General features: G+C 71.8%; 16 protein-coding genes. 9 read left to right on the top strand and 7 right to left on the bottom strand.

What is annotated here, in order from left to right:
• Positions 1-485: 485 nt before the first annotated feature.
• Positions 486-1925 carry an NADP-dependent phosphogluconate dehydrogenase gene (gndA, locus tag OHB00_RS08400; RefSeq protein WP_406432825.1) on the bottom strand — a complete coding sequence of 480 codons (1440 nt, stop codon included), beginning with the start codon at positions 1923-1925 and terminating at the stop codon, positions 486-488.
• Between the two features lie 354 nt (positions 1926-2279).
• Here gndA and OHB00_RS08395 point away from each other — a divergent pair, with 354 nt between their 5' ends.
• Positions 2280-3443, top strand: coding sequence for a transglycosylase family protein (locus tag OHB00_RS08395; RefSeq protein ID WP_406432823.1), 1164 nt, complete (start codon positions 2280-2282; stop codon positions 3441-3443).
• On the opposite strand, the gene OHB00_RS08390 is transcribed toward OHB00_RS08395, so the two are convergent.
• Positions 3433-4563, bottom strand: coding sequence for a DMT family transporter (locus OHB00_RS08390; RefSeq protein WP_406432821.1), 1131 nt, complete (start codon positions 4561-4563; stop codon positions 3433-3435). The two genes, OHB00_RS08395 and OHB00_RS08390, sit on opposite strands and share 11 nt — an antisense overlap.
• Positions 4564-4774: 211 nt before the next feature.
• Here OHB00_RS08390 and OHB00_RS08385 point away from each other — a divergent pair, with 211 nt between their 5' ends.
• From OHB00_RS08385 to OHB00_RS08360, 6 genes are all read left to right on the top strand, one after another.
• Positions 4775-5584, top strand: a complete 810-nt coding sequence (locus OHB00_RS08385) for a (2Fe-2S)-binding protein (protein WP_406445672.1) — start codon at positions 4775-4777, stop codon at positions 5582-5584.
• Positions 5585-5622: 38 nt separating this feature from the next.
• Positions 5623-6774, top strand: a complete 1152-nt coding sequence (gene glgA / locus OHB00_RS08380; protein ID WP_406445671.1) for a glycogen synthase — start codon at positions 5623-5625, stop codon at positions 6772-6774.
• Positions 6775-6865: 91 nt separating this feature from the next.
• Positions 6866-8086 (top strand): glucose-1-phosphate adenylyltransferase, encoded by a 1221-nt coding sequence (gene glgC / locus OHB00_RS08375; protein ID WP_406432819.1) that lies wholly within the window; start codon positions 6866-6868, stop codon positions 8084-8086.
• A gap of 159 nt (positions 8087-8245) precedes the next feature.
• The gene (locus OHB00_RS08370) at positions 8246-10567 is read left to right on the top strand and encodes a GH92 family glycosyl hydrolase (protein ID WP_406432817.1); all 2322 of its coding nucleotides are present in this window, start codon (positions 8246-8248) and stop codon (positions 10565-10567) included.
• A 149-nt stretch (positions 10568-10716) separates the two neighbouring features.
• Complete coding sequence (locus OHB00_RS08365) at positions 10717-12048, top strand: wax ester/triacylglycerol synthase family O-acyltransferase (protein WP_406432815.1); 1332 nt, start codon at positions 10717-10719, stop codon at positions 12046-12048.
• Between the two features lie 104 nt (positions 12049-12152).
• Positions 12153-13655: an SDR family NAD(P)-dependent oxidoreductase gene (locus tag OHB00_RS08360; RefSeq protein WP_406432813.1), complete on the top strand. Its 1503-nt coding sequence runs from the start codon at positions 12153-12155 to the stop codon at positions 13653-13655.
• A gap of 175 nt (positions 13656-13830) precedes the next feature.
• On the opposite strand, the gene OHB00_RS08355 is transcribed toward OHB00_RS08360, so the two are convergent.
• From OHB00_RS08355 to OHB00_RS08340, 4 genes are all read right to left on the bottom strand, one after another.
• Positions 13831-14589, bottom strand: coding sequence for an SDR family oxidoreductase (locus OHB00_RS08355; protein ID WP_406432811.1), 759 nt, complete (start codon positions 14587-14589; stop codon positions 13831-13833).
• 25 nt (positions 14590-14614) lie between these two features.
• Positions 14615-14992, bottom strand: coding sequence for a hypothetical protein (locus tag OHB00_RS08350; protein ID WP_406432809.1), 378 nt, complete (start codon positions 14990-14992; stop codon positions 14615-14617).
• Between the two features lie 244 nt (positions 14993-15236).
• A complete protein-coding gene (locus OHB00_RS08345; RefSeq protein ID WP_406432807.1) occupies positions 15237-17201 on the bottom strand; it encodes a BTAD domain-containing putative transcriptional regulator in 1965 nt (654 codons plus the stop codon).
• Between the two features lie 758 nt (positions 17202-17959).
• The gene (locus OHB00_RS08340; RefSeq protein ID WP_406432805.1) at positions 17960-18514 is read right to left on the bottom strand and encodes a hypothetical protein; all 555 of its coding nucleotides are present in this window, start codon (positions 18512-18514) and stop codon (positions 17960-17962) included.
• Positions 18515-18645: 131 nt separating this feature from the next.
• Between OHB00_RS08340 and OHB00_RS08335 the strand changes: the two genes are divergently transcribed.
• On the top strand, positions 18646-19443 hold the full coding sequence (locus OHB00_RS08335) for an SGNH/GDSL hydrolase family protein (protein ID WP_406432803.1): 798 nt from the start codon (positions 18646-18648) through the stop codon (positions 19441-19443).
• 149 nt (positions 19444-19592) lie between these two features.
• On the opposite strand, the gene OHB00_RS08330 is transcribed toward OHB00_RS08335, so the two are convergent.
• A complete protein-coding gene (locus tag OHB00_RS08330) occupies positions 19593-20546 on the bottom strand; it encodes an SDR family NAD(P)-dependent oxidoreductase (protein WP_406432801.1) in 954 nt (317 codons plus the stop codon).
• A gap of 568 nt (positions 20547-21114) precedes the next feature.
• On the opposite strand from OHB00_RS08330, the gene OHB00_RS08325 reads away from it, so the two are divergent.
• The gene (locus OHB00_RS08325; RefSeq protein ID WP_107436349.1) at positions 21115-21288 is read left to right on the top strand and encodes a hypothetical protein; all 174 of its coding nucleotides are present in this window, start codon (positions 21115-21117) and stop codon (positions 21286-21288) included.
• The last annotated feature ends 38 nt before the right edge of the window (positions 21289-21326 follow it).

Raw genomic sequence — 21326 nt, 5'->3', positions numbered from 1 at the left:
CGACAGCGCAGAATCCCACCACCCACCCGCCCCCGGGCCACCCCCTTCCAGGAGCGCGGGAAACTACGCAAAACCCCACCCCACACCCGCACCAGACCGACAACCCCAGCCCCCTCAGAGGCCTGGGGAACCGTGCAAAACCCCAAGACGGCCCGCACGGGACCGACAACTTCAGCCCCCCTCAGGGGCGCGGGGAACTGCGCGAAACCCCAAGACGGCCCGCACGGGACTGACAACCTCAGCCTCCCTCAGGGGCGCGGGGAACTGCGCGAAACCCCAAGACGGCCCGCACGGGACTGACAACCTCAGCCTCCCTCAGGGGCCCGGGGAACCGCGCAAAACCCCAAGACGGCCCGCACCGGACCGACAACCTCAGCCTCCCTCAGGGGCGCGGGGAACTGCGCGAAACCCCACCGCGTACCCGCGCCCGACCACCAGGGCCAGCCCTCCCGGGCACGGGAACCCGCACCCGAGAACGACCGGTGCTACGAAGTGACCTCCGAGCGGTCCCCGCCCCACAGCGTGTGGAACGTCCCCTCCCGGTCCACCCTCCGGTACGTGTGCGCCCCGAAGAAGTCCCGCTGCCCCTGCGTGAGCGCCGCAGGCAACCGCTCGGCCCGCAGCGCGTCGTAGTACGCCAGCGCCGCCGAGAACCCCGGCACCGCCACCCCCTCCCGCGTCGCCGCGATGATCACCTCACGCCAGTCGTCCTGCGCCTCGGCGATCTCCCGCGCGAACGTCTCGTCCGACAGCAGACTCGGCAGGTCCGCCCGCGCGTCGTACGCCGCCCGGATCCGGTCCAGGAACGCCGCCCGGATGATGCAGCCGCCCCGCCAGATCGAGGACACCGCCCCGAGGTCGATGCCCCAGTCGTACTCCTCGCTGCCCGCCTGGATCTCGTGGAAGCCCTGCGTGTACGACACGATCTTCGACGCGTACAGCGCCTGCTCCACCCGGTCCGCGAAGGCCGCCGCCTCCGCCTCGGAGAGCGCCGTCGGCTTCGGGCCGGCCAGGTCCCGGGAGGCGGCCCGCAGACCCGCGTGACCCGACAGGGACCGCGCGAACACCGCCTCGGCGATGCCCGACACCGGCACCCCCAGATCGAGCGCGATCTGGACCGTCCAGCGGCCGGTCCCCTTCTGCTCCGCCTGGTCCACCACCACGTCCACGAACGGCTTGCCGCTCGCCGCGTCCACGTGCGCCAGCACCTCCGCCGTGATCTCGATCAGGTACGAGTCGAGCCGGCCCGTGTTCCAGGTACGGAAGATGTCCGCGATCTGCGCGGGGGAGTACCCGGCGACATCACGCAGCAGCTGGTACGCCTCGCCGATCAGCTGCATGTCGGCGTACTCGATGCCGTTGTGCACCATCTTCACGAAGTGCCCGGCGCCGTCGGGGCCGCAGTGCGTCACACAGGGCGCGCCGTCCGCCGCCTTCGCCGAGATCTTCTCCAGCATCGGGCCGAGCGAGTCGTACGACTCCTTCGGCCCGCCCGGCATGATGCTCGGTCCGTGCAGCGCGCCCTCCTCACCGCCGGACACGCCCATGCCCACGAAGTGGATGCCCTGTTCGCGCAGCGCCTTCTCGCGGCGCCGGGTGTCCGCGAAGTGCGCGTTGCCACCGTCGATGATCATGTCGCCGGGCTCCAGGAGAGGCGCGAACTCCTCGATCACCGCGTCCGTCGGACCACCCGCCTTGACCATGATGACCAGCCGGCGCGGCCGCTCCAGCGCCGCCACGAACTCCTTGGCGGTCTCGGCCGCGATGAAGTCGCCCTCGTCCCCGAAGTTCTCCACCAACTCGCGTGTCTTCGACACCGTGCGGTTGTGCAACGCCACCGTGTAGCCGTTGCGCGCGAAGTTCCGGGCGAGGTTGCGGCCCATGACCGCCAGACCCGTGACGCCGATCTGCGCCGAAGTGCTCATACCGCCTGCTCCTCAGGAATCAAGTCGATCCGATAGCACGTGCAAGGGATGCTGCCGCCGCTCATGCCCGCCAGTATTGCCCAAAGGCCATCCTGACTCGCCGTTCGACCGGCCGCACTTGCAGATACGGGCCACAGGGCCCCGACGCCTCAGCAACCTCGTGAAACGCTTTCCCGGGGACGGAGCGCGACCCGCGGAACTGACGGCACGTCAACGCCTTTCCGTCCCGCATGACTTCGGGCCGGGACGGCCGTGCCACGGGAGGCGAGAGGCGGCTGATTGCCGTCTTGTCATGGCCTGTTCGGGACGCTTACTTTTGGCCTTCCTGACGCGCGTGGCGAGGGGGATTCAGACATGGCCGAACGCGGCCGGCACCGCCGGTACCAGCCCAACAGGATCAACCGCGCCTCGCTCACCGTCACGGCGGGCGGCGCCGGCCTCGCGCTCCCGCTCGCCGCCGCCGGCAGCGCCGACGCGGCCTCCGTGTCCACCTGGGACAAGGTCGCCGCCTGCGAGTCCAGCGGCGACTGGGGCATCAACACCGGCAACGGCTTCTACGGCGGGCTCCAGTTCACCCAGTCCACCTGGGAGGCCTACGGCGGCACGAGGTACGCGCCGCGCGCCGACCTCGCCACCAAGGACCAGCAGATAGCCGTGGCCGAGAGGGTCCTCGACGGCCAGGGGCCGGGCGCCTGGCCGGTCTGCTCGGTGCGGGCCGGGCTCAGCCGCGGCGGCGACACCCCCGACGTGCACACCGACAGCGCCGCCACCCACCCCGTGACGCACTCCTCGAAGAGCTCTGTACGGGATGTACAGCCGCAGACCACACCGCAGTCCCGGGCCGGCAGGGCCGAGATGTACACGGTGGTGCACGGCGACACGCTCTCCGGGATCGCCGAGGAACACGACGTGGCCGGTGGCTGGCACCGGCTGTACGCGGCGAACCGCACGACGGTCGGCTCCGACCCCGACCTGATCCTGCCAGGGCAGCGGCTCAGCCTGACGGCCCAGGCCGCGAAGGCCGGGTCCCACCCGAAGACCGAGGCCAAGGGCAAGGCGAAGACCCAGGAGAAGGCCAAGGCCAGGACCACGAAGGCCGCCACCCGCACCGGTCACTCACTCGTCGCCCCGGTCGACGCCCCGATCGGCACCCCGTACCACGCGTCCGGTTCGCACTGGTCGAAGGGCTACCACACCGGCGTCGACTTCCTCGCGCCCACCGGCACCTCCGTCAAGGCGGTAGAGGCCGGGCAGGTCGTCACGGCGGGCTGGGGCGGCTCGTACGGCTACCAGGTGGTGATCCGGCACGCCGACGGCCGCTACACGCAGTACGCCCATCTCTCGGCGATCTCCGTGCGGGCCGGGCAGAGTGTCGCCACGGGCCAGCGGATCGGCCGCTCGGGGTCCACCGGAAACGCCACGGGCCCGCATCTGCACTTCGAGGTGCGGACGGGGCCCGGTTTCGGCACGGACATCGACCCGGTCGCCTATCTCCGGGCCGGCGGCGTCACGATGTGATCCGCGTACGGCGCCGCTCCCGGAGCGCACCGTGCACGTAGTCGGCGGCGGGCAGCAGCACCTCGACCACGTCCGGCGCCGGAGCCGCGGACCCCGTCCGCTGCTGGGGCATCTGGACCAGTGACGCCGGCACCGGACGCGTGTCGCCGTCGACGTCACCCGCCGGCAGGACCTCCGCCGCACCGGCCGGTGCCAGGGCCGCCTCGGCCAGTTCCACCAGCGCCTCGACCAGCGGCTCGGGCGACGCCTCGGCCACGGCCGGCTCCGGCGCGGGGTGGGCCGGGTGCGGGGTGCGCTCGATGCGCTCGGTCGTCAGCAGGATCAGGCCGCCCGCCGCCACCACACCGCAGCCGAGCGCCAGCAGGGTGCCCGTCGCGCCGTAGCGGAACGTCTCGCCGAACATCGTGATGCCGACCGCTGCGGCCAGCACCGGATTGACCACGGTCAGCGTGGCCAGCGGCGCGGCGAGGCCGCCGCCCCGGTAGGCGGCCTGGGAGATCAGGACGCCCGCGACGCCGTAGGCGCCGATCACGAACAGCCAGAGCAGGTCGGCGGTGGCGATCCCGCCGTCCCAGTCGATCGCCACGACCTTGGTGAACACCGAGGACATGCCGAAGGCTATGCCGGACGCGGTGGCGAGCAGCACGCTGCGCGCCGCCGGGTGCCGGTGCGCGGCCCGGCCCGCGATCATCAGCGCGACGACCGCGCCGCCGGTGACCAGCGCGACCCCGATCCGCCCCGCGGATTCCAGGGTATGCGAGTCGGAGGAGCCGACCAGGGAGAGCAGACCGGCCAGACCGACGGTCGCCATGATCGCGCCCCGCCAGGCGGTCGTCCCGGCCCGGCGGCCGACGAAGAGGGCCGCCATGGGCAGCGCGAACACGATGGTGAGCGCCCCCAGCGGCTGCACCAGGCTCAGCGGGCCGTAGGCCAGAGCCACCACGTGCAGCAGGCCGCCGAGGCCGTTCAGCGCCATCGCCCCCCACCAGCTCGGGCGGCGCAGCGGCGCGTACTGCTCGTCGGGGGAGGAGACCGCCACCTGCTCCTGCACGATCGCCCCGCCGGCGTAGGCGACGGCGGAGACGAAGGAAAGCAACACGGACAACGCGAGGGCGCTCATACTCGGCTCCTCTGCGTCTGGCGGTGCCGCTTGGCCCCGCGCGGTGATCGGTCGGCTTCCATGAGCAACACTCTGCCCGCCCGGGTGCTTCCCGTCGTCGTACCTGAGCACCTAATGGGTCCTACTACCGATGGAGTACGGCGGGATCCTGATCATCCCCAGGGTGGGGACCGCCGGGTGGAGAGGGTGTGCGCACGGGATCCGGCGGAGCCTGGTACTACTGCTGTTCGTGGAGCTGTTCGCGGACCTGGACCCCGATCTCGCCGCGCTTCGGCAGGTCGGCGGCTTCTTCGGCCTTCGGACGGTCCGACCGGCGGTCGGAGGTCCCGAGGCGGCGCGGATCGGCGAACTGCCGACTCTGGCAAAGGCGTATGAAAAACTCACATCGGATGTTTACCGAAATGCTCTGACGTTCCGTGTCGATGCCGTTTCGGGGCGTCTGCGCACCGCCGAGCCCCGGGTCGCCGCCTCCATCGCCCACCAGGCGCTCGCCGCCCGGCTCTGGTCCGTCGCCCTCGGCTGCGCCGTCCGCTACGGCCGTCTCCCCGACCTCGACCCGGCCCTGCTCCGCTGGGACCACGGCGCCGCCGCCCCCGACGACCTCTGGCTCACCGAGCTGCGGGTGCGGCCGGGCGGCGCCGACCCGGTCACGCTCGCCGACGTCGTCGGACGCACTGTCGTACACGGCCATCTCGGACCCCTGGGGGAGGCGCTGCGGGACCGCTACGGCCTCGCGGCCGGTCTGCTGTGGGGCAACGCCGGCTCCGCGCTGGCCGGCGCCGCACGGGAGCTGGACCGCTGGGCGCGCGCGAACGGCCGTACGGATGCGGCCACCCGGACCCGCGCTCTCACCGACGCCCTCTTCGCGCACCCGCTGCTGAGCGCCACCGGCACCCGTGCCGGGCCGGCCTTCCGCCGCCGCAGCTGCTGTCTCTACTACCGGGTACCGGGCGGCGGGGTCTGCGGTGACTGTTGTTTCACACAACCACCGCGCTCTTCCCCGCGCGCCGCATCTGGGTGACCATGGAACAACCGGCCGTGGAGAGCGAGGGGTTGCGGGTGCGAGTCGGACTGCTGACCCGGGAGTACCCCCCGGACGTGTACGGCGGCGCGGGTGTTCACGTGGAGTTCCTCGCCCGGGAGTTGCGGCCCCTGGTCGACCTGGAGGTGCACTGCTGGGGGGAGGGCCGCGGGGTCGGCGTCGTCCGGCACCGCCCCTGGTCCGCCCTGGACACCGCCAACGACGCGCTGCGCACCTTCTCCGTGGACCTGGCCATGGCCGCGGGCCTCGAGGGCCGCGAAATCGTCCACTCCCACACCTGGTACGCCAACCTGGCCGGTCATGTGGCCAAGCTGCTGTACGGCGTCCCGCATGTGGTGACCGCCCACTCGCTGGAGCCGCTGCGGCCCTGGAAGGCCGAGCAACTCGGCGGCGGCTACGCCCTGTCGAGCTGGGCCGAGCGCAGCGCGATCGAGGCCGCCGACGGCGTGATCGCGGTGTCCGGGGCGATGCGCGCGGACATCCTCGACTGCTATCCCGCCCTGGATCCGGCCAAGGTGCACGTCCTGCACAACGGCATCGACACCGCCCTCTACCGCCCGGACCACGCCACCGACGTCCTCACCCGGATCGGCATCGACCCGGGCCGCCCCTACGTGCTGTTCGTCGGCCGGATCACCCGCCAGAAGGGCGTGCCCCATCTGCTGCGCGCGGTGCGGGACATCGACCCGGCCGCGCAGGTCGTGCTGTGTGCGGGCGCGCCCGACACTCCGGAGATCGACCGGGAGTTCCGCGAGCTGTTCGCGGAGCTGAGCCGGGCCCGTGCGGGCGTGCACTGGATCCCGCAGATGCTGCCGCGCGCCGACGTCATCCAACTCCTCACCCACGCCGCCGTGTTCGCCTGCCCCTCGGTGTACGAGCCGCTCGGCATCGTCAACCTGGAGGCGATGGCCTGCGGCACGCCCGTGGTGGCGTCCCGGGTGGGCGGCATCCCGGAGGTCGTCGAGGACGGCAGGACCGGCCTGCTGGTCGATCTGGACGACGACTTCGAGGAAGGCCTGGCGCGGGCGCTGGACGCCGTCGTCGGCGACCGGGAGACGGCCCGCCGGATGGGCGAGGCCGGACGGGAGCGCGCCGTGGGGGAGTTCGGCTGGGACGCGGTGGCCCGGCGAACGGTCCGGCTCTACGAGGAGATCCTCAAACAGACGTAACGAACAGGCCGCCTGTTCGACGTGATCCCGGTGCAGGCTTAGCGGATGTGCTCCCAGGGCAGGCATGGAGCACCAGGTGAGGGGAGCGGCCATGCGTCGTGGTGGACCTTCGGTTCTCGGGATCGTGCTGGCGGGCGGGGAGGGCAAACGCCTGATGCCGTTGACCGCGGACCGTGCGAAACCAGCTGTGACCTTCGGCGGTACCTACCGCCTGGTCGACTTCGTGCTGTCCAACCTCGTCAACGCGGACGTGCTGCGCATCTGCGTGCTGACGCAGTACAAGTCGCACTCGCTGGACCGCCACATCACCACCACCTGGCGGATGTCCAGCCTGCTCGGCAACTACGTCACCCCGGTCCCGGCCCAGCAGCGGCTGGGCCCGCGCTGGTACCTGGGCAGCGCCGACGCCCTCCTGCAGTCCCTGAACCTCGTCCACGACGATCAGCCCGACTACGTCGCGGTGTTCGGCGCCGACCACGTCTACCGCATGGACCCGAGGCAGATGCTCCAGCAGCACATCGAGGGCGGCGCCGGCGTCACGGTCGCGGGCATCCGCATCCCGCGCGTGGAGTCCTCGGCGTTCGGTGTGATCACCCCGGGCTCCGACGGGCAGACGATAGAGACCTTCCTGGAGAAGCCGGCCGACCCGCCCGGCCTGCCGGACGCGCCGGACTGCGTCTTCGCCTCCATGGGCAACTACATCTTCACCACCAAGGCCCTGGTCGAGTCACTGCACCGGGACGCCGAGGACGACGGCTCGGTGCACGACATGGGCGGCTCGATCCTGCCCCAGCTCACCGCCCGCGGCGAGGCCCAGCTCTACGACTTCGGCGCCAACCACGTCCCCGGCGAGACCAGTCGCGACCGCGGCTACTGGCGGGACGTCGGCACCCTCGACGCGTACTACGACGCCCATATGGACCTGATCGCCGAGCGCCCCGCCTTCAACCTCTTCAACCGGCAGTGGCCCATCTACACCCACTCCTACCAGCTCTCCCCGGCCCGCTTCAACGCCGGCGGCATGGCGAGCGAGTCCATCATCAGCGCGGGCTGCCTGATCCGGGGCCAGGTCACCCGGTCCGTGCTGTCGCCGGGCGTGCGCGTCGACCCGGGCGCGGTGGTGCAGGGGTCGGTGCTGCACGACAACGTCGTCGTGGGGCGCGGAGCCGTGGTGCGCGGCGCCGTCCTCGACAAGAACGTCGAGGTCCCGCCCGGCGCGACGATAGGCGTCAACCCGGACCGGGACGCGGAGCTGTACACCGTCTCCAAGGGCGGGGTGATCGCTCTCGGCAAGGGGCAGCTGGTCTCCTAGAACCCCGACCCGTGTGCGACCGACTCCTGTGCGACCCCCTTCTGCGTGACCCAACTCGCGGGCGACGCGCTGCGAGTGAAAAACCCTCATTTGCCGGACTTTGCCGCTCTCTCCCCTCACGATGCAGACAGCAATGTCGAGCTTCGGAGGTCATCCGACATGAGAGGGACCCGGCGCACGCGGCTGTGTATCGCCGGGGTGCTGACAGCGTCCGCGCTGTTCACCGCACCCGCCGCAGGGGCCGCCGAACCGGCGGACGGCCGCCTCACCGACCTGGTGAACCCCTTCATCGGCAGCCAGGACGAGGGCAACACCTTCCCCGGCGCGGCCGTGCCCTTCGGCATGGTGCAGCTCTCCCCGGACACCGGGCACAGCACCGGCTACGACCACTCCCAGCACCGGATCCGCGGCTTCTCCCTGGTCCACCTCTCCGGCGTCGGCTGCGCCATCGGCGGTGACCTGCCCGTGCTGCCCACCACCGGAGACGTCACACAGACGGACTACGCCCGGTACGCCGCCGGGTTCGACCACGCCGACGAGGCGGCGAGCCCCGGCTACTACCGGGTCGGCCTCGACTCGGGCGTGACGGCCGAGCTGACCGCGACCGCCCGCACCGGCGTCCAGCGCTACACCTTCCCGGCCACCGGCAAGGCGAACGTCCTGATCGACGCGGCCCAGGCACTGCACAAGCCGGCCGGCAGCCAGGTCGAGATCGTCGACGACCACACCGTGCGCACCAGGATCAGCGGCCACGGCTTCTGCCGCGAGACCGCCCCCTACACCGTCTACACGGTCACCCGCTTCAGCCGCCCCTTCACCGCGTACGGCACCTGGAACGGCACCGCGATCACCCCCGGCTCCCGCACCGGAGCCGACGGCGCCTACGTCCGCTTCGACACCACCCGGGACCGTACGGTCGAGGCGACCACCGCCCTGTCGTACGTCGACGCGCACGGCGCCGAGGTCAATCTGCGCGCCGAAGGCGGACGTTCGTTCGACGCGGTGCGGCGGCAGGCCCGGGAGGCGTGGGAACGGCGGCTCGCCGACGTGCGCGTCCAGGGCGGCTCCCCGACCCTGCGCCGTACCTTCTACTCGTCCCTGTACCGGACCTTCCTCGCGCCCAACGTCGGCGGTGACGCCGACGGCCGTTACACCGGCTGGGACCGCCGGATCCACCGCGCCCGGGGGTTCACCTACTACCAGAACTGGTCGCTCTGGGACACCTACCGCACCCAGGCCCAGGCGCTCGCCCTGCTCGCCCCGCGCGAGGCACGGGACATGGCGCTGTCGGTGCTGAAGATCGACGAGGAGGGCGGCTGGCTGCCCAAGTGGGGCTACGGCACGGTCGAGACGAACATCATGACCGGCGACCCGGTCACCCCCTTCCTGACCACCGCCTACCAGCTGGGCCTGCTCAAGGGCCACGAGGAGCGGGCCTACCGGACGCTGCGGAAGAACGCCGACGGCGTACCGCCGGCCGCCAACGCCGGGGTCGGCCGCGAGGCCAACGCCGAGTACCTCGCCGACGGGTTCGCGCCGTACCTCAAGGGCCGCCCGCACACCAAGGTGGGCGACTCCGACTACGACCACGGCGCCTCCGTCACCCTGGAGTACGCGCTGTCCGACGCGATGCTCGGGCAGATGGCCCGGGACCTCGGGCACGGCGCCGACGCGGCCCGCTATGCCACCCGGGCGCAGAACTACCGCAACGTCTTCGACCCCTCCACCGGCTTCTTCCGCGCCCGCGACGCCTCCGGCGCCTTCGCCGGCGACCCCGACCCGGCCCGCGGCATCGGCTTCCACGAGGGCACCGCCTGGCAGTACCAGTGGCTCGTCCCGCAGGACCTGCCCGGCGTGATCTCCCTGATCGGCGGCGAGCGCGCCACCAACCGGCGGCTCGACTCCTTCTTCGCCTACGACAAGCTGCTCGCCGACCCGGAGAAGACCGCGCGCGAGGTGTGGGTGCACGGCAACGCGTACGCCTACTACAACGCGGCCGTCTACAACCCCATGAACGAGCCCGACCTCATCGCCCCGTACACCTATCTCTCCACCGGCCAGCCCTGGAAGACCACCGACGTGGTGCACGCGGCGCTGACCCTGTTCACCGACGGCCCGACCGGGATGACCGGCAACGACGACCTCGGCACCATGTCCGCCTGGAACGTCCTGTCGTCCCTCGGCCTCTTCCCGGTGCAGCCCGGCTACGGCACCTGGGGCCTGTCCACGCCCGTCTTCGACCGGGCCGACGTCCGTCTCGACCGCCGCTTCTGGCCGAGCGGCGGGTTCACGGTGACCGCGCCGGGGACCTCCGCCGGGCACCGGTACATCCAGAAGGCCCGCGCCGACGGAAAGGAGTACGGCCGTACCTACCTGACGACCGGTGCGCTGCGCTCCCTGCGGTCGCTGGCGTTCACGGTCGGCCCGCGCCCGTCGGAGTGGGGTACGTCACCCGATGCGGCGCCACCGGCGCTGAAGTGACCTCAGGTCTCCCTTGAGCCCCGCCTCTCTCCGAGGAGGCGGGAGTTGATCTGTTGTTAACTGAGCGTAGCCTGATCGTACTTGACCGTAATCCCGAGACGGCGTTTGACTGCTGATCCACCCTCCGTCAACGCGAGGCACCCTTTTCGATGACTGCGACTGCTGACCTGCTCGCCCCGCTGGATCTGGCCTTCTGGAACATCGAGTCCGACCGGCATCCGATGCACCTCGGCGCGCTGGGCGTCTTCTCGGCGCACTCGCCGACCGCCGGCGCGCACGCCGCCGACCTGCTCGCCGCCCGGGCCGCCGCCGTGCCCGGACTGCGCATGCGTATCCGCGACGTCTGGCAGCCGCTCGCGTTCGGCGGCGCCGCCCGTGAGACCGATCCGGACTTCGACCCCCTCAACCACGTCCGGCTGCACGCCCCGACCTCGGACTTCCACGCCGTCGCGAGCCGGCTGATGGAGCGTCCGCTGGAGCGCGGCCGGCCGCCGTGGGAGGCGCATGTGCTGCCCGGCGAGGACGGCATCTCCTTCGCGGTGCTGTTCAAGTTCCACCACGCCCTCGCCGACGGGCTGCGCGCCCTCAAGCTGGCCGCCGGCGTCATGGACCCGCTCGACATGCCCGCGCGCACGCCCCGCTCGATCGAGCCGCCGCGCCCGATGCTCGCGCTGCCCGACGTGCGCAGGCTGCCCGAGCTGATGCGCGGTGCCCTCTCGGACGTGGGCAGGGCCCTCGACATCGGCGCCTCCGTCGCCCTGTCCGCCCTCGGGGTGAGCTCCTCGGCCGCCCTGAAGTCCGAGCCGACCGGTACCCGGAGCATCGCCGGGGTCGACCTCGACATCGACGACGTGCACCGGGTCCGCAAGGCCGTCGGCGGCACCGTCAACGACGTCCTGATCGCCGTCGTCGCCGGTGCGCTGCGCCGCTGGCTGGACGAGCGCGGCGACGGCACCGACGGCGTCGCACCGCGCGCCCTGATCCCCGTCTCCAAACGCCGCCCGCGCACCGCCACCCCACAGGGGAACCGGCTCTCCGGGTACCTGATACGGCTTCCGGTCGACAACCCCGACCCGCTCGCCCGCCTCGACCGCGTTCGCACGGCGATGGTCCGCAACAAGGACGCCGGCCCCAACCGGGGCGCCGGTGCCGTCGCCCTGCTCGCCGACCACGTGCCCGCGCTCGGGCACCGGCTCGGCGGGCCGCTGGTCGGTCAGGCCGCCCGGCTCTGGTTCGACATCCTGGTCACCAGCGTGCCGCTGCCCGGCATCGGCCTGCGCCTCGGCGGCCACCCGCTCACCGCCGTCTACCCGCTGGCCCCGCTCGCGCCCGGCCAGTCCCTGGCCGTCGCGGTCTCCACCTACCGAAACCACGTCCACTACGGCCTGGTCGCCGACGCGAGCGCCGTCCCCGACCTCGACGTGCTGGCCCGCGCGGTCACCGACGAGGTGGACTCGCTGATCGCGGTCTGCGATCCATGATGCGGTCGAGTTTGGAGGTAATGCCCGGCGCTCCGTAAAATTCCCGGTTCGAAAGCGGGCGCGAGTCGGAGCGCCGCTGGTGGACCAGGGAAAGCGGCAGCGCGATGACGGTGACACAGGACGGCCCGGCGGCCGAGGACACGGTGGAGGCCGTGGTCTACGGCCCCGGCATCGACCCCGAGCGGCTCGCCGTCTGCCTCAGCGTGCTCGCGGAGCTGGACGAGCTGGAGGTCGACCACCCGGACGCCATCGCGGTGCGCCGTGCCACGGCCGGCCTCTACCGCACGGTCAAGCAGCGCCGCCGCCAGGAGCGCCGAGCCGCCAAGACCGCCCACGACAAGGCGGTCACGGAGGCCACCGCGACCGGCTCCGCCCAGCGCATCGACGACGAGACCGAGGGCCTGCTGCCCTCATCCCGGACCGACGAGGGCAGGGTCGCGGGGATACTCCAGCGTCCGCGCTCCTGCTACACCTGCAAGACCCGCTACGTCGAGGTCGACTACTTCTACCACCAGCTCTGTCCGGACTGCGCCCGGCTCAACCGCGCCAAGCGCGACGCCCGCGCCGACCTGACGGGCAAGCGCGCCCTGCTCACCGGCGGCCGCGCCAAGATCGGCATGTACATCGCGCTGCGGTTGCTGCGCGACGGCGCCCACACCACGATCACCACCCGTTTCCCGAAGGACGCCATCCGCCGGTTCACGGCGATGGAGGACTCCGCGGAGTGGCTGCACCGCCTGGAGGTCGTCGGCATCGACCTGCGCGACCCCGCCCAGGCCGTGGCCCTCGCGGAGCAGGTCAGCGCGGCGGGCCCACTGGACATCCTGATCAACAACGCGACCCAGACCGTACGCCGGCTGCCCTCCGCGTACGCGGCCCTGGTCGAGGGCGAGAGCGCCCCGCTGCCCGCCGGTGAGCTCCCCGCCCACCACGTCATCGGCGCCTTCGGGTCCGGTGCCGTCGACGGCATCGCCGCGCTGCCGCTGGGCACCGGCGGCCTGGACGCCCAGAAGGTCGCCGACCTGGCGCTCGTCGCCGGCAACGCCAGCGTCGCCCGGCACCTCGACGGCACCGCCATCGACGCGGGCGGCCTCGTCCCCGACGTCGTCGACACCAACACCTGGGTGCAGACCATCGACCAGATCTCCCCGGTGGAGCTCCTGGAGACCCAGCTCTGCAACTACACGTCGCCGTTCATCCTGATCAGCGCGCTCCGGCCGGCCATGGCCGCGGCCGCGCGGAAGGCGGCGCGCGGCCGGTCGTACGTCGTCAACGTCTCCGCGATGGAGGGCGTCTTCGGCCGTGGCTACAAGGGCGCCGGGCACCCGAACACCAACGCGGCCAAGGCCGCCATGAACATGGTCACGCGGACCAGCGCGACGGAGATGTTCGAGTCCGACGGCATCCTCATGACCTCCGTCGACACCGGCTGGATCACCGACGAGCGCCCGCACTACGACAAGCTGCGGCTGGCCGAGGCCGGCTTCCACGCGCCGCTCGACCTGGTCGACGGGGCGGCCCGGGTCTACGACCCGATCGTGCGCGGCGAGGAGGGCGAGGACGTGTACGGGGTCTTCCTGAAGGACTACGAGTCCGGCAAGTGGTGACCCCCGCTTGATCCTCCGGTGGTTCGGCCGCTGGGGTGCGAGCGGCTGCGGCTGCGGCTGCGGGTGCGTGGCGGCCGGCCGCGCCCGCGGCGGAGCCGCACCGGGATCCAGCCCCGGGAGACGGTGCCGGTCCCGCTCACGCGGCGGTGGCCGCAGGTCGGGACGGCACCGCGTCCTAGGGTGCCGTGCGCGCCGCTCGTACCCGGGTGCCGCCATCCACCACCAGATCCGCTCCGGTCACCCACTCCGCAGCGTCCGAGGCCAGCCACAGCACCGCCCCCGCCACATCCTCCGGCTCGCCGATGCGCCCCATCGGCAGCCCCGCCGCGATCTCGTCCTCCCGGGGCTCCCACATGAAGCGGGCCATCTCCGTGCGGACCAGCCCCGGCGAGACCGAGTTGACGCGTACCCGGGGGGCCAGTTCGCCCGCCAGTTGCTGGGTCAGGTGCAGGAGCGCGGCCTTGCTGGTGCCGTACGCGCCCACATGGGGGCCGACATGCGCCGCGCCCTCCGTGCAGATGTTGATCACCGAGCCGCCGTGCTCCCGCATCCAGCCCCGCCACGCGCACTGCGTCAGCCGCAGAGGTGCCTCCACGTTGACCGTGAACGCCTCCCGCCACACACCCAGGTCGGCGTCCATGAGCGGGCCGTACGGGCGGTTGGTCGCCGCGTTGTTGACGAGGATGTCCAGCCGCCCGAACTCGGTCAGGGCCAGCCGGGTCAGCTCCCGGGCGTGCCCCGGCTCGGCGACGCTGCCGGGCAGGCCGACCCCGCCCAGCTCCGCGGCCGTGCGCCGCACCTCGTCCGCGTCCCGCGCGCTCACGCACACCAGCGCACCCGCCGCCGAGAGCGCCTCGGCGACCGCGCGCCCGATCCCGCGCGTACCGCCGGTGACGACGGCCGCCCTGCCCCTGAGCCCGTACGACGACGCCATCGCCGTACCGTCTCATGACGCGTCGTCAGTCAACAGCCCCCAGGCGGGAGTTGCGGGCGGCGACCAGTGCCAGGACGGTCCGCCAGTCCTCCAGGACACCCGCGTCGATGCCCGTGGTGCGGCTCTCCTCGTCGGCCTGGCGCAGTCGCAGCACGTCGTCGTGGCCGGCGGCGCCGTCCTCACGGACGAGGTGGTAGACGCGGTCCCCGAGCAGGTGGCGTACCGCGTGCGCGGCGCCGTCGGCGGGGCCCAGCAGTTCCTCGATGCCGTGCACCAGGCCCGCGACCTGGAGCTCCTTGTCGGCGGGGCGGCCGCGGCGCAGCAGTGCCGCGGTGCGCAGGGCGCGCTGGTGCCGGCAGGCGTACAGCAGATCCATCAGCTCCTCGACGCTGCGCAGCTCCATGCGTCAGTCCTTCCGCGAGACAGCCGTTGTCCTGCGTCATCGGACCATGTGGAGTTTTCGGCCCGGCCAACGCAACCTGAACTGCGCAGCCCTTCACAGCGTGGGACGGCGATCGCACCGGATGGCCGTCCCACGTGTCAGCGCTGGTTCGCTCCGCCGTTCGGGAACGGGCGGAAACAGCGTCAGGAGAACAGCAGACGCCAGGTGAGGGGGCCGGGGGTGCCGTCGGCGTCACCGCGCAGGTTCAGCGCCCTGGGCGCAGAGCCGTCGGCGCCGTCGGACCGGCCGCCTGGCGGTGCCGGTCCAGACGGGCCGGGTCGGTGTCGGCACGGTTCGCCAGCGCACGGGCGAGCGCGGCGTGCCGCAGCTGCCGGGAGGACGGGGACAGGGTGCTCAGCACCACGTCGCGGGGCAGCTCGGGCAGCCGGTAGCGGCCGGTGCCGGCCGTGCCGGGGTCGGCGTCCCAGACCAGGATCCGTGCGGTCACCGCGGCGTCGATCAGGTGCAGCAACTCGTCCGGGGTGAGGCCTTGGACGTCGGCGAGCAGGTCGAGGTCGAGCGGATCGCCGTCGGCTGCGGCGTAGGTGAGCATCGTCCGGGCCGGCTCGGGCAGTTCGACCAGACGCGCGTGCATGACGTTGCGTACGGCGGCCGGGATCTGCGCTTCGGGGCCGAGCCGCCGGTCGGCCGGGAGCTTGAGCAACTCGGCCAGGGCGAACGGGTGTCCTTCGGCGCGCCGGCGCAGGGCCTGTGCTGCTTCGGGCGGCACGTCCTCACCGCTCGCCGAGAGCATGTCGGCCACGTCGTCGGTGGTCAGCGGCTCCAGGGTCAGCCAGGTCGCGCCGAGCAGGGCGAGGTCGGCGAGCAGCACGCTGGAGACCGGGGCGTCGGGGTTGCGCAGGGTGCACACGAAGACGACGGGGGCCTCGCGCAGTACCTGGGCCAGGCGACGCAGCAGACGGTGGAAGCCCTGGGGCGCCCGGTCGAGGTCGTCGACGAGGACCAGGGTGGGACCCTGGGTCAGTTCGCGGACGACCGTGGCGAGGGGGTCCTTCTGGGCGACCTCGTCCTCGGCGGAGTCCTTGCCGTCCTGCCGCAGCGCGTCCAGCAGCTGGACGGTGGGACAGGTCTGGGATATCCCCCGGTTCCCGCTGAGCGCCTGACCGGCCCTGGTGCGGGCGACGGCGAACCCGGCCGCCGCGGCCCTTGCGGCGAGCTCCTCCACCAGCCGGGTCTTGCCGAATCCCTGCTCGCCGTCGAGGACGGCCCACTGCGGCTGGTTCGCGGTGGCGGCCGACAGCAGGGCGGCCAGCTGCGTCATCTGCTCGGCCCGGCCCACGAACGGGGCGAGCGCCGAGGCCGGTTGCGGGTGGGCGCCGACGGCCGTGAGGTCGCCACCGGCGGCCGGGGACAGGGGGCTCGAAGCGCCGAGGACGACGACGTCGTGCCGCAGGATCGCGGTGTGCAGGTCGCGCAGTTGGGGGCTGGGATCCAGGCCGAGCTCCGTGGCCAGCATGTCGCGGAACCGCTCGTACTGCTTCAGCGCGTCCACGGGCCGTCCCGCCGCGTACAGCGCGCGCATCAGCAGTGCCCAGGAGGTCTCACGCAGCGGGGCCTTGAGGACGAGGCCCTCGGCCACGCCGATCGCCTGTTCCGTCTCGCCCTGCTGGGCGAGGATCGCGGCGCGCAGTTCCTTGGCGTCGTGCAGGGCGCCGTCGAGCCGGTTCCGCTCGCGGAGGGCGAAGGCGTGCTCGGCGGCCTCGGCCAGCGCCTCGCCGCGCCACAGCCCGAGCGCCGTGTCGATCTCCTGCCGGGCGAGCGCCGGCTGACGGCTCTTCAGAGCTTCGCGTGCCCTGCTCACGCCCTCCTCGAAGAGGGTGGTGTCCCGGGCCTCGGGGGGGAGTTTCAGGGCGTATCCGGCCGGGCCGCTGACCAGCAGCGTGGACCTGCCCTGCAGTACCGGGTCGAGGACCGCGCGCAGCCGGCTGATGTGGGCGCGCACGGAGGAGCCGGCGCCGGTCGGCCGGTCGGTGGGCCACAGGTCTCGCAGGATGGTGTCCTGCGAGACGGGCCGGCCGTTCTCGATGAGCAGTCGCAGGAGCAGCAGCCGGCGCTGCCGGGGACCCAGGTCGAGGGCGATGCCGGCCCTCTGCACCTCGACGGGCCCGAGCACGCCGAACCGCATCTCCTGTCTGTGCCGGGCGTTCATCGGGGTGGGCCCTCCTGGGCGGTGCTGGGGTGAAGGGCCTCGCCGGTTGGGGCCTCGGGGCATGCGGGGCACGAAGAGTACGCGACGACTTCATGTGACGGTTCGGTAAAGCAGTCAACCAATGCTTGGTTGCTCGCCTGTTGTCGGGATGTTGTTTCCGCGATTGTTCGTGGTCCGGTTCGTGGTCCGGTTCGTGGTTCTGTGATCGGTGTCGTGTGCGGTGGCCGTTGCTCGTGGTCGGTAACTCGGTGCCGCCCAGGCCGGTCATCGGTGTGCGGCGGGCGGCGCGGTTCCCGCGACGACCGGCGCGGCGGATCCCACCGGGCAGCCCGGCGCGGACAGAGGCGAGGGTGACGTCCGCGTCCGAGCAGTGGCCGTTGGCCCGGTCCGCGATCCGCCGGACCTCCTTGACGGAGGGCTTGCCGTCGCCCTTGGCGCGCACGGTCGCCCAGTACTCGTACTGGGCGATGTCGTAAGCGAGGTGTCCGTCCTTCATCTGCGCGTGGCGCAGTTTCATCGTGCTCTTCTCCCACTGGTCGACGGCTTTCCTGCCGCTGGGGAGTCGCTGCGCCTCGTCGGTGATTTTCTGCGCCAGCGCGCAGTCGGCCTTCGACGCCTGGCTGGGCAGACCGTGCCGGTGCCACCAGGAGCCGCCGGCGATGGCGACGGCCGTGCAGAACAGCAGCGCGACGGTGCAGAGAAGAATTGCCTTGTTGTGTCGCCTGGGCGTGGAAACGGTCATCATGACCTCCGGGAATTCACTCCGGCGCTTTTCGCCGTGCGGTATGAGGGAATCCTCGGAGGCCGGGCTCCGCGGCACATCGGTTCGGGACAGAGGCGGGCGGCGATCTCGCTGTTGGACAGGCCTCGGCGACCAGTTCCAGGACTTCCCGTTCGCGCAGGGTCAGCGAGCCCAGCCGCTCGTCGTGGCGTTCGGCGGGCGCCGGCTTGCCCGCGAACCGGTCCAGCAGCACGGCGGCCCCGGCCACATAGGTGTGCCACATCGTCCGGGCGTGGGTGACCACGGACACCATCGCCACCAGCGCCGCCCCGTCGTAGACGGCGGCGATGCCGGCCAGCGACGGGAACGGGAACACCGCCAGCGAGTACTGGACCAGCGCCAGTCCGCAGATCACGGTCAGCACCGTCATGGGCCACCGCCGCCGCCACAGCAGTGCCAGCGCCATCGCCCAGCCGATGACCCAGTCGTACTCCTCGCCGTAGCGTTCGGTCGCCCACACCACCAGCACCACGAGCGCGATGCCGTAGGCCCTGTGCATCCACGGCGGCAGGGTCTGTATCCGGCGCAACATGCCGCACTGGCTACGGAACTCCGTATTTCCTGACGTGAATTGAATTTCCGACAACAAAGGGGCAACCGACGGACAACAGGCGTCTGAGTAGGATCCGAGCGCTGTGATCCACAAGGAAATCAAAGGTACTCATGCGTAAATTGACGTCGGCCGTCGCCGGTACGGTGATGGCTTTCGCCGGAATGGCCGGGATGATGAGCACGCCCGCCCAGGCGGCGACCGGTTCGGAATACGTGGCTCTGGGTGATTCGTACGCCTCCGGGGTCGGCGCGGACTACTACGACAGCGCCAGCGGCGACTGCAAGCGCAGCAGCGTGAACTACCCGGCCCTGTGGGCCGCCGCGCACTCCGACTACACGCTGACGGACGTCTCGTGCAGCGGTGCGACCATCGCGGACGTGCGTGACAAGCAACTGTCCGCGCTGAGCGCCGGCACAGACCTCGTCACGCTCACCGTGGGCGGCAACGACGCCCAGTTCTCCTCCGTGGTCCAGGCCTGCCTCACCCAGAGCGACAGCTACTGCGACACGGCCACGCTGTGGATGTCGTACTACGCCAGGAACCAGATGGCCACGGACCTGGCCGGGCTGTACAAGGACATCAAGACCAAGGCGCCCAACGCCCGGATCATCGTCCTCGGCTACCCGCAGACGCTCTCCACGACCGGGACCTGCCCGGTGATCGACCTGGACTCCGCCAAGCGCACCGCCATGAACGGACTCGCCGACGCGCTGGCCGACGGCACCAAGGCCGCGGCGGCCAAGGAGCCGGTCGAGTTCATCGACATGCGCGACACGTTCAAGGGCCACGGGGCGTGCGGATCCGACCCGTGGATCAACAACCTGAACGCCGGTACCGCGGTGTTCCACCCGACCCTGATGGGCTACCTGGCGGGCTACGACGCCAGGCTCAACGAGGTCACGGGCTGACTCCGGCCCTCCCCGCGGGCCGGCACGGACGCCGGCCCGCCCGTTCTTCCCGCAGGCCGAAGCGGAGGCCTGCGGGAACCGGGGCCGTACCGCCGTTCGCGGCGGGCTTCACCATGGCGTGTCCGCCCGCCGCAGGGCCGGTCCCCGGGCTATCCGATGACGGTGCCGGGGTCGACGCCGGTCAGGTCGCGGCTCGCGTCCCACAACCGCTCCGCCACCGACGTGTCGGCGACATGACTCCACACCGGTTCGGGCCGGGGCTCGCCGCGCAGCCCGAAGGCGCGTGGTCCCCACAACTGCCCGCCACCCACGGACGGGTCGAGAACCGCCCGGACCGCAGGCCACGCGCCGGCGTCCTTGCCGTGGACGAGGAGCGCCGCAGGTGCCGCGCCCAGCCGGGCGCCGACCGTGGTCCGCGGGTGGACCGAGGGCCGTGACGGGGTGAGGGCGTCCAGTGCGCCGCCGGGATGGACCACCACGCTCGCCACCGTGCTGCCGGCCGCGCGCAGCCGCCGGCCCAGTTCGACACCGAAGGACATCTGCGCCAGCTTGGAGCGTCCGTAGGCCCGCTTGGGCCGGTAGCCCTTCCTGGACTGCAGGTCGTCCAGGTCGAGCCGCTCGGACTTGGCCGCGAAGCTGCCCGTGGTCACCACTCGGGCCCCCGGTGCGGCCGAGAGCAGCGGCATCAGCCACCGGGTCAGCGCGAAGTGCCCGAGGTGATTCGTCGCGAACATGAGTTCATGGCCGTCCGCCGTCTCCCGGCGCGGCGGATCGTCGAGGGCGACACCGGCGTTGTGGACCACCGCGTCCAGGCGGTCCACCCCCAGTGCCCCCACCGTCGCTTCGAGCGACGGGAGGTCGGCGAGGTCCAGCGGTACGGCCCGCACCCGCGCGTCAGGGACATGGACGCGTATCGAGGCGATGGCGGCCTCGGCTTTCGCGGCGTCCCGGCTGCCGAGCACGACGGTGGCTCCGGTCGCCGACAACTGCTCCGCGACGAAGTACCCGATCCCGGCGTTGCCGCCGGTGACCAGGAAGACACTGCCGTCGGCACGCGGCAGCCGTCGCACATTCCAGGGCCGGCGGGCGGAGGGGGACGACATGGCGAGGGGCTCCCTTGCGGTCGGAGGCGGTGGGGTCTCGGCTGCTCCACTGGGCAGCTCGGCATCCACGGTTCCAGCTAGCACCGACACAGGGCCGACGGATCACCGACAGTCCCCGCCGACGGCCGACATCCCGCCGACACGCACCCCCGGTGGCCGCCGGCGCAGAGGCATGGGCAAGGGAACCGCGTCCTGTCCGTTCGAAGGTGCGTTCGCATGAGCAGGCCGAGCGGGTGGATCGCAACCGGGGCATGATGGTACGAAAAGGTGTAAGCCTTCGTCATCGAGATGCGCGGCGACTCGCGATAGTTACACCTTGTTTGCACTCCCTATCGAGCGGACCCCTGCTCATTTGGTTAACCTATAGAGGACGGACAGCAACTAGGGGTCCCACCCACACCCACGGTCCGTCCCGGGACAAGCCGGTCGACAACGGCCTGCTCTCTTGTGAAGCACCGGCGCCACCGCGTCCGAACTGGCCTTCCATCCAGACCCGAGCGGGCGCCGAGCACCGGAACGCAGACCGTCCGGTACGCCCCGAGGGTGACCGACACATAAGGAGTGCGCGGTGACACCTGAGAAGACGAATCGCGAGCAGCGCCCCAAGGAACGCACGGAGCGCGCGGGCACCCGGCCCGGACAGCTCGGCAGCCTCGACGTGTGGGCGCGGTCCGCCCCGATCCGCCTCGCGGGTTACGAGGAGGACCTCGCCGAGCCCCACATCCTGCCGAGCGTGGACTGACCGCAGGCCGGTCCTGTCGCGATCGCCGACGTGCATGG

Source organism: Streptomyces sp. NBC_00631 (assembly GCF_045206895.1).
GTDB lineage: Bacteria > Actinomycetota > Actinomycetes > Streptomycetales > Streptomycetaceae > Streptomyces.
Note: the sequence above shows the minus strand (reverse complement) of the source record. Positions and strands in the feature narration are given on the sequence as shown.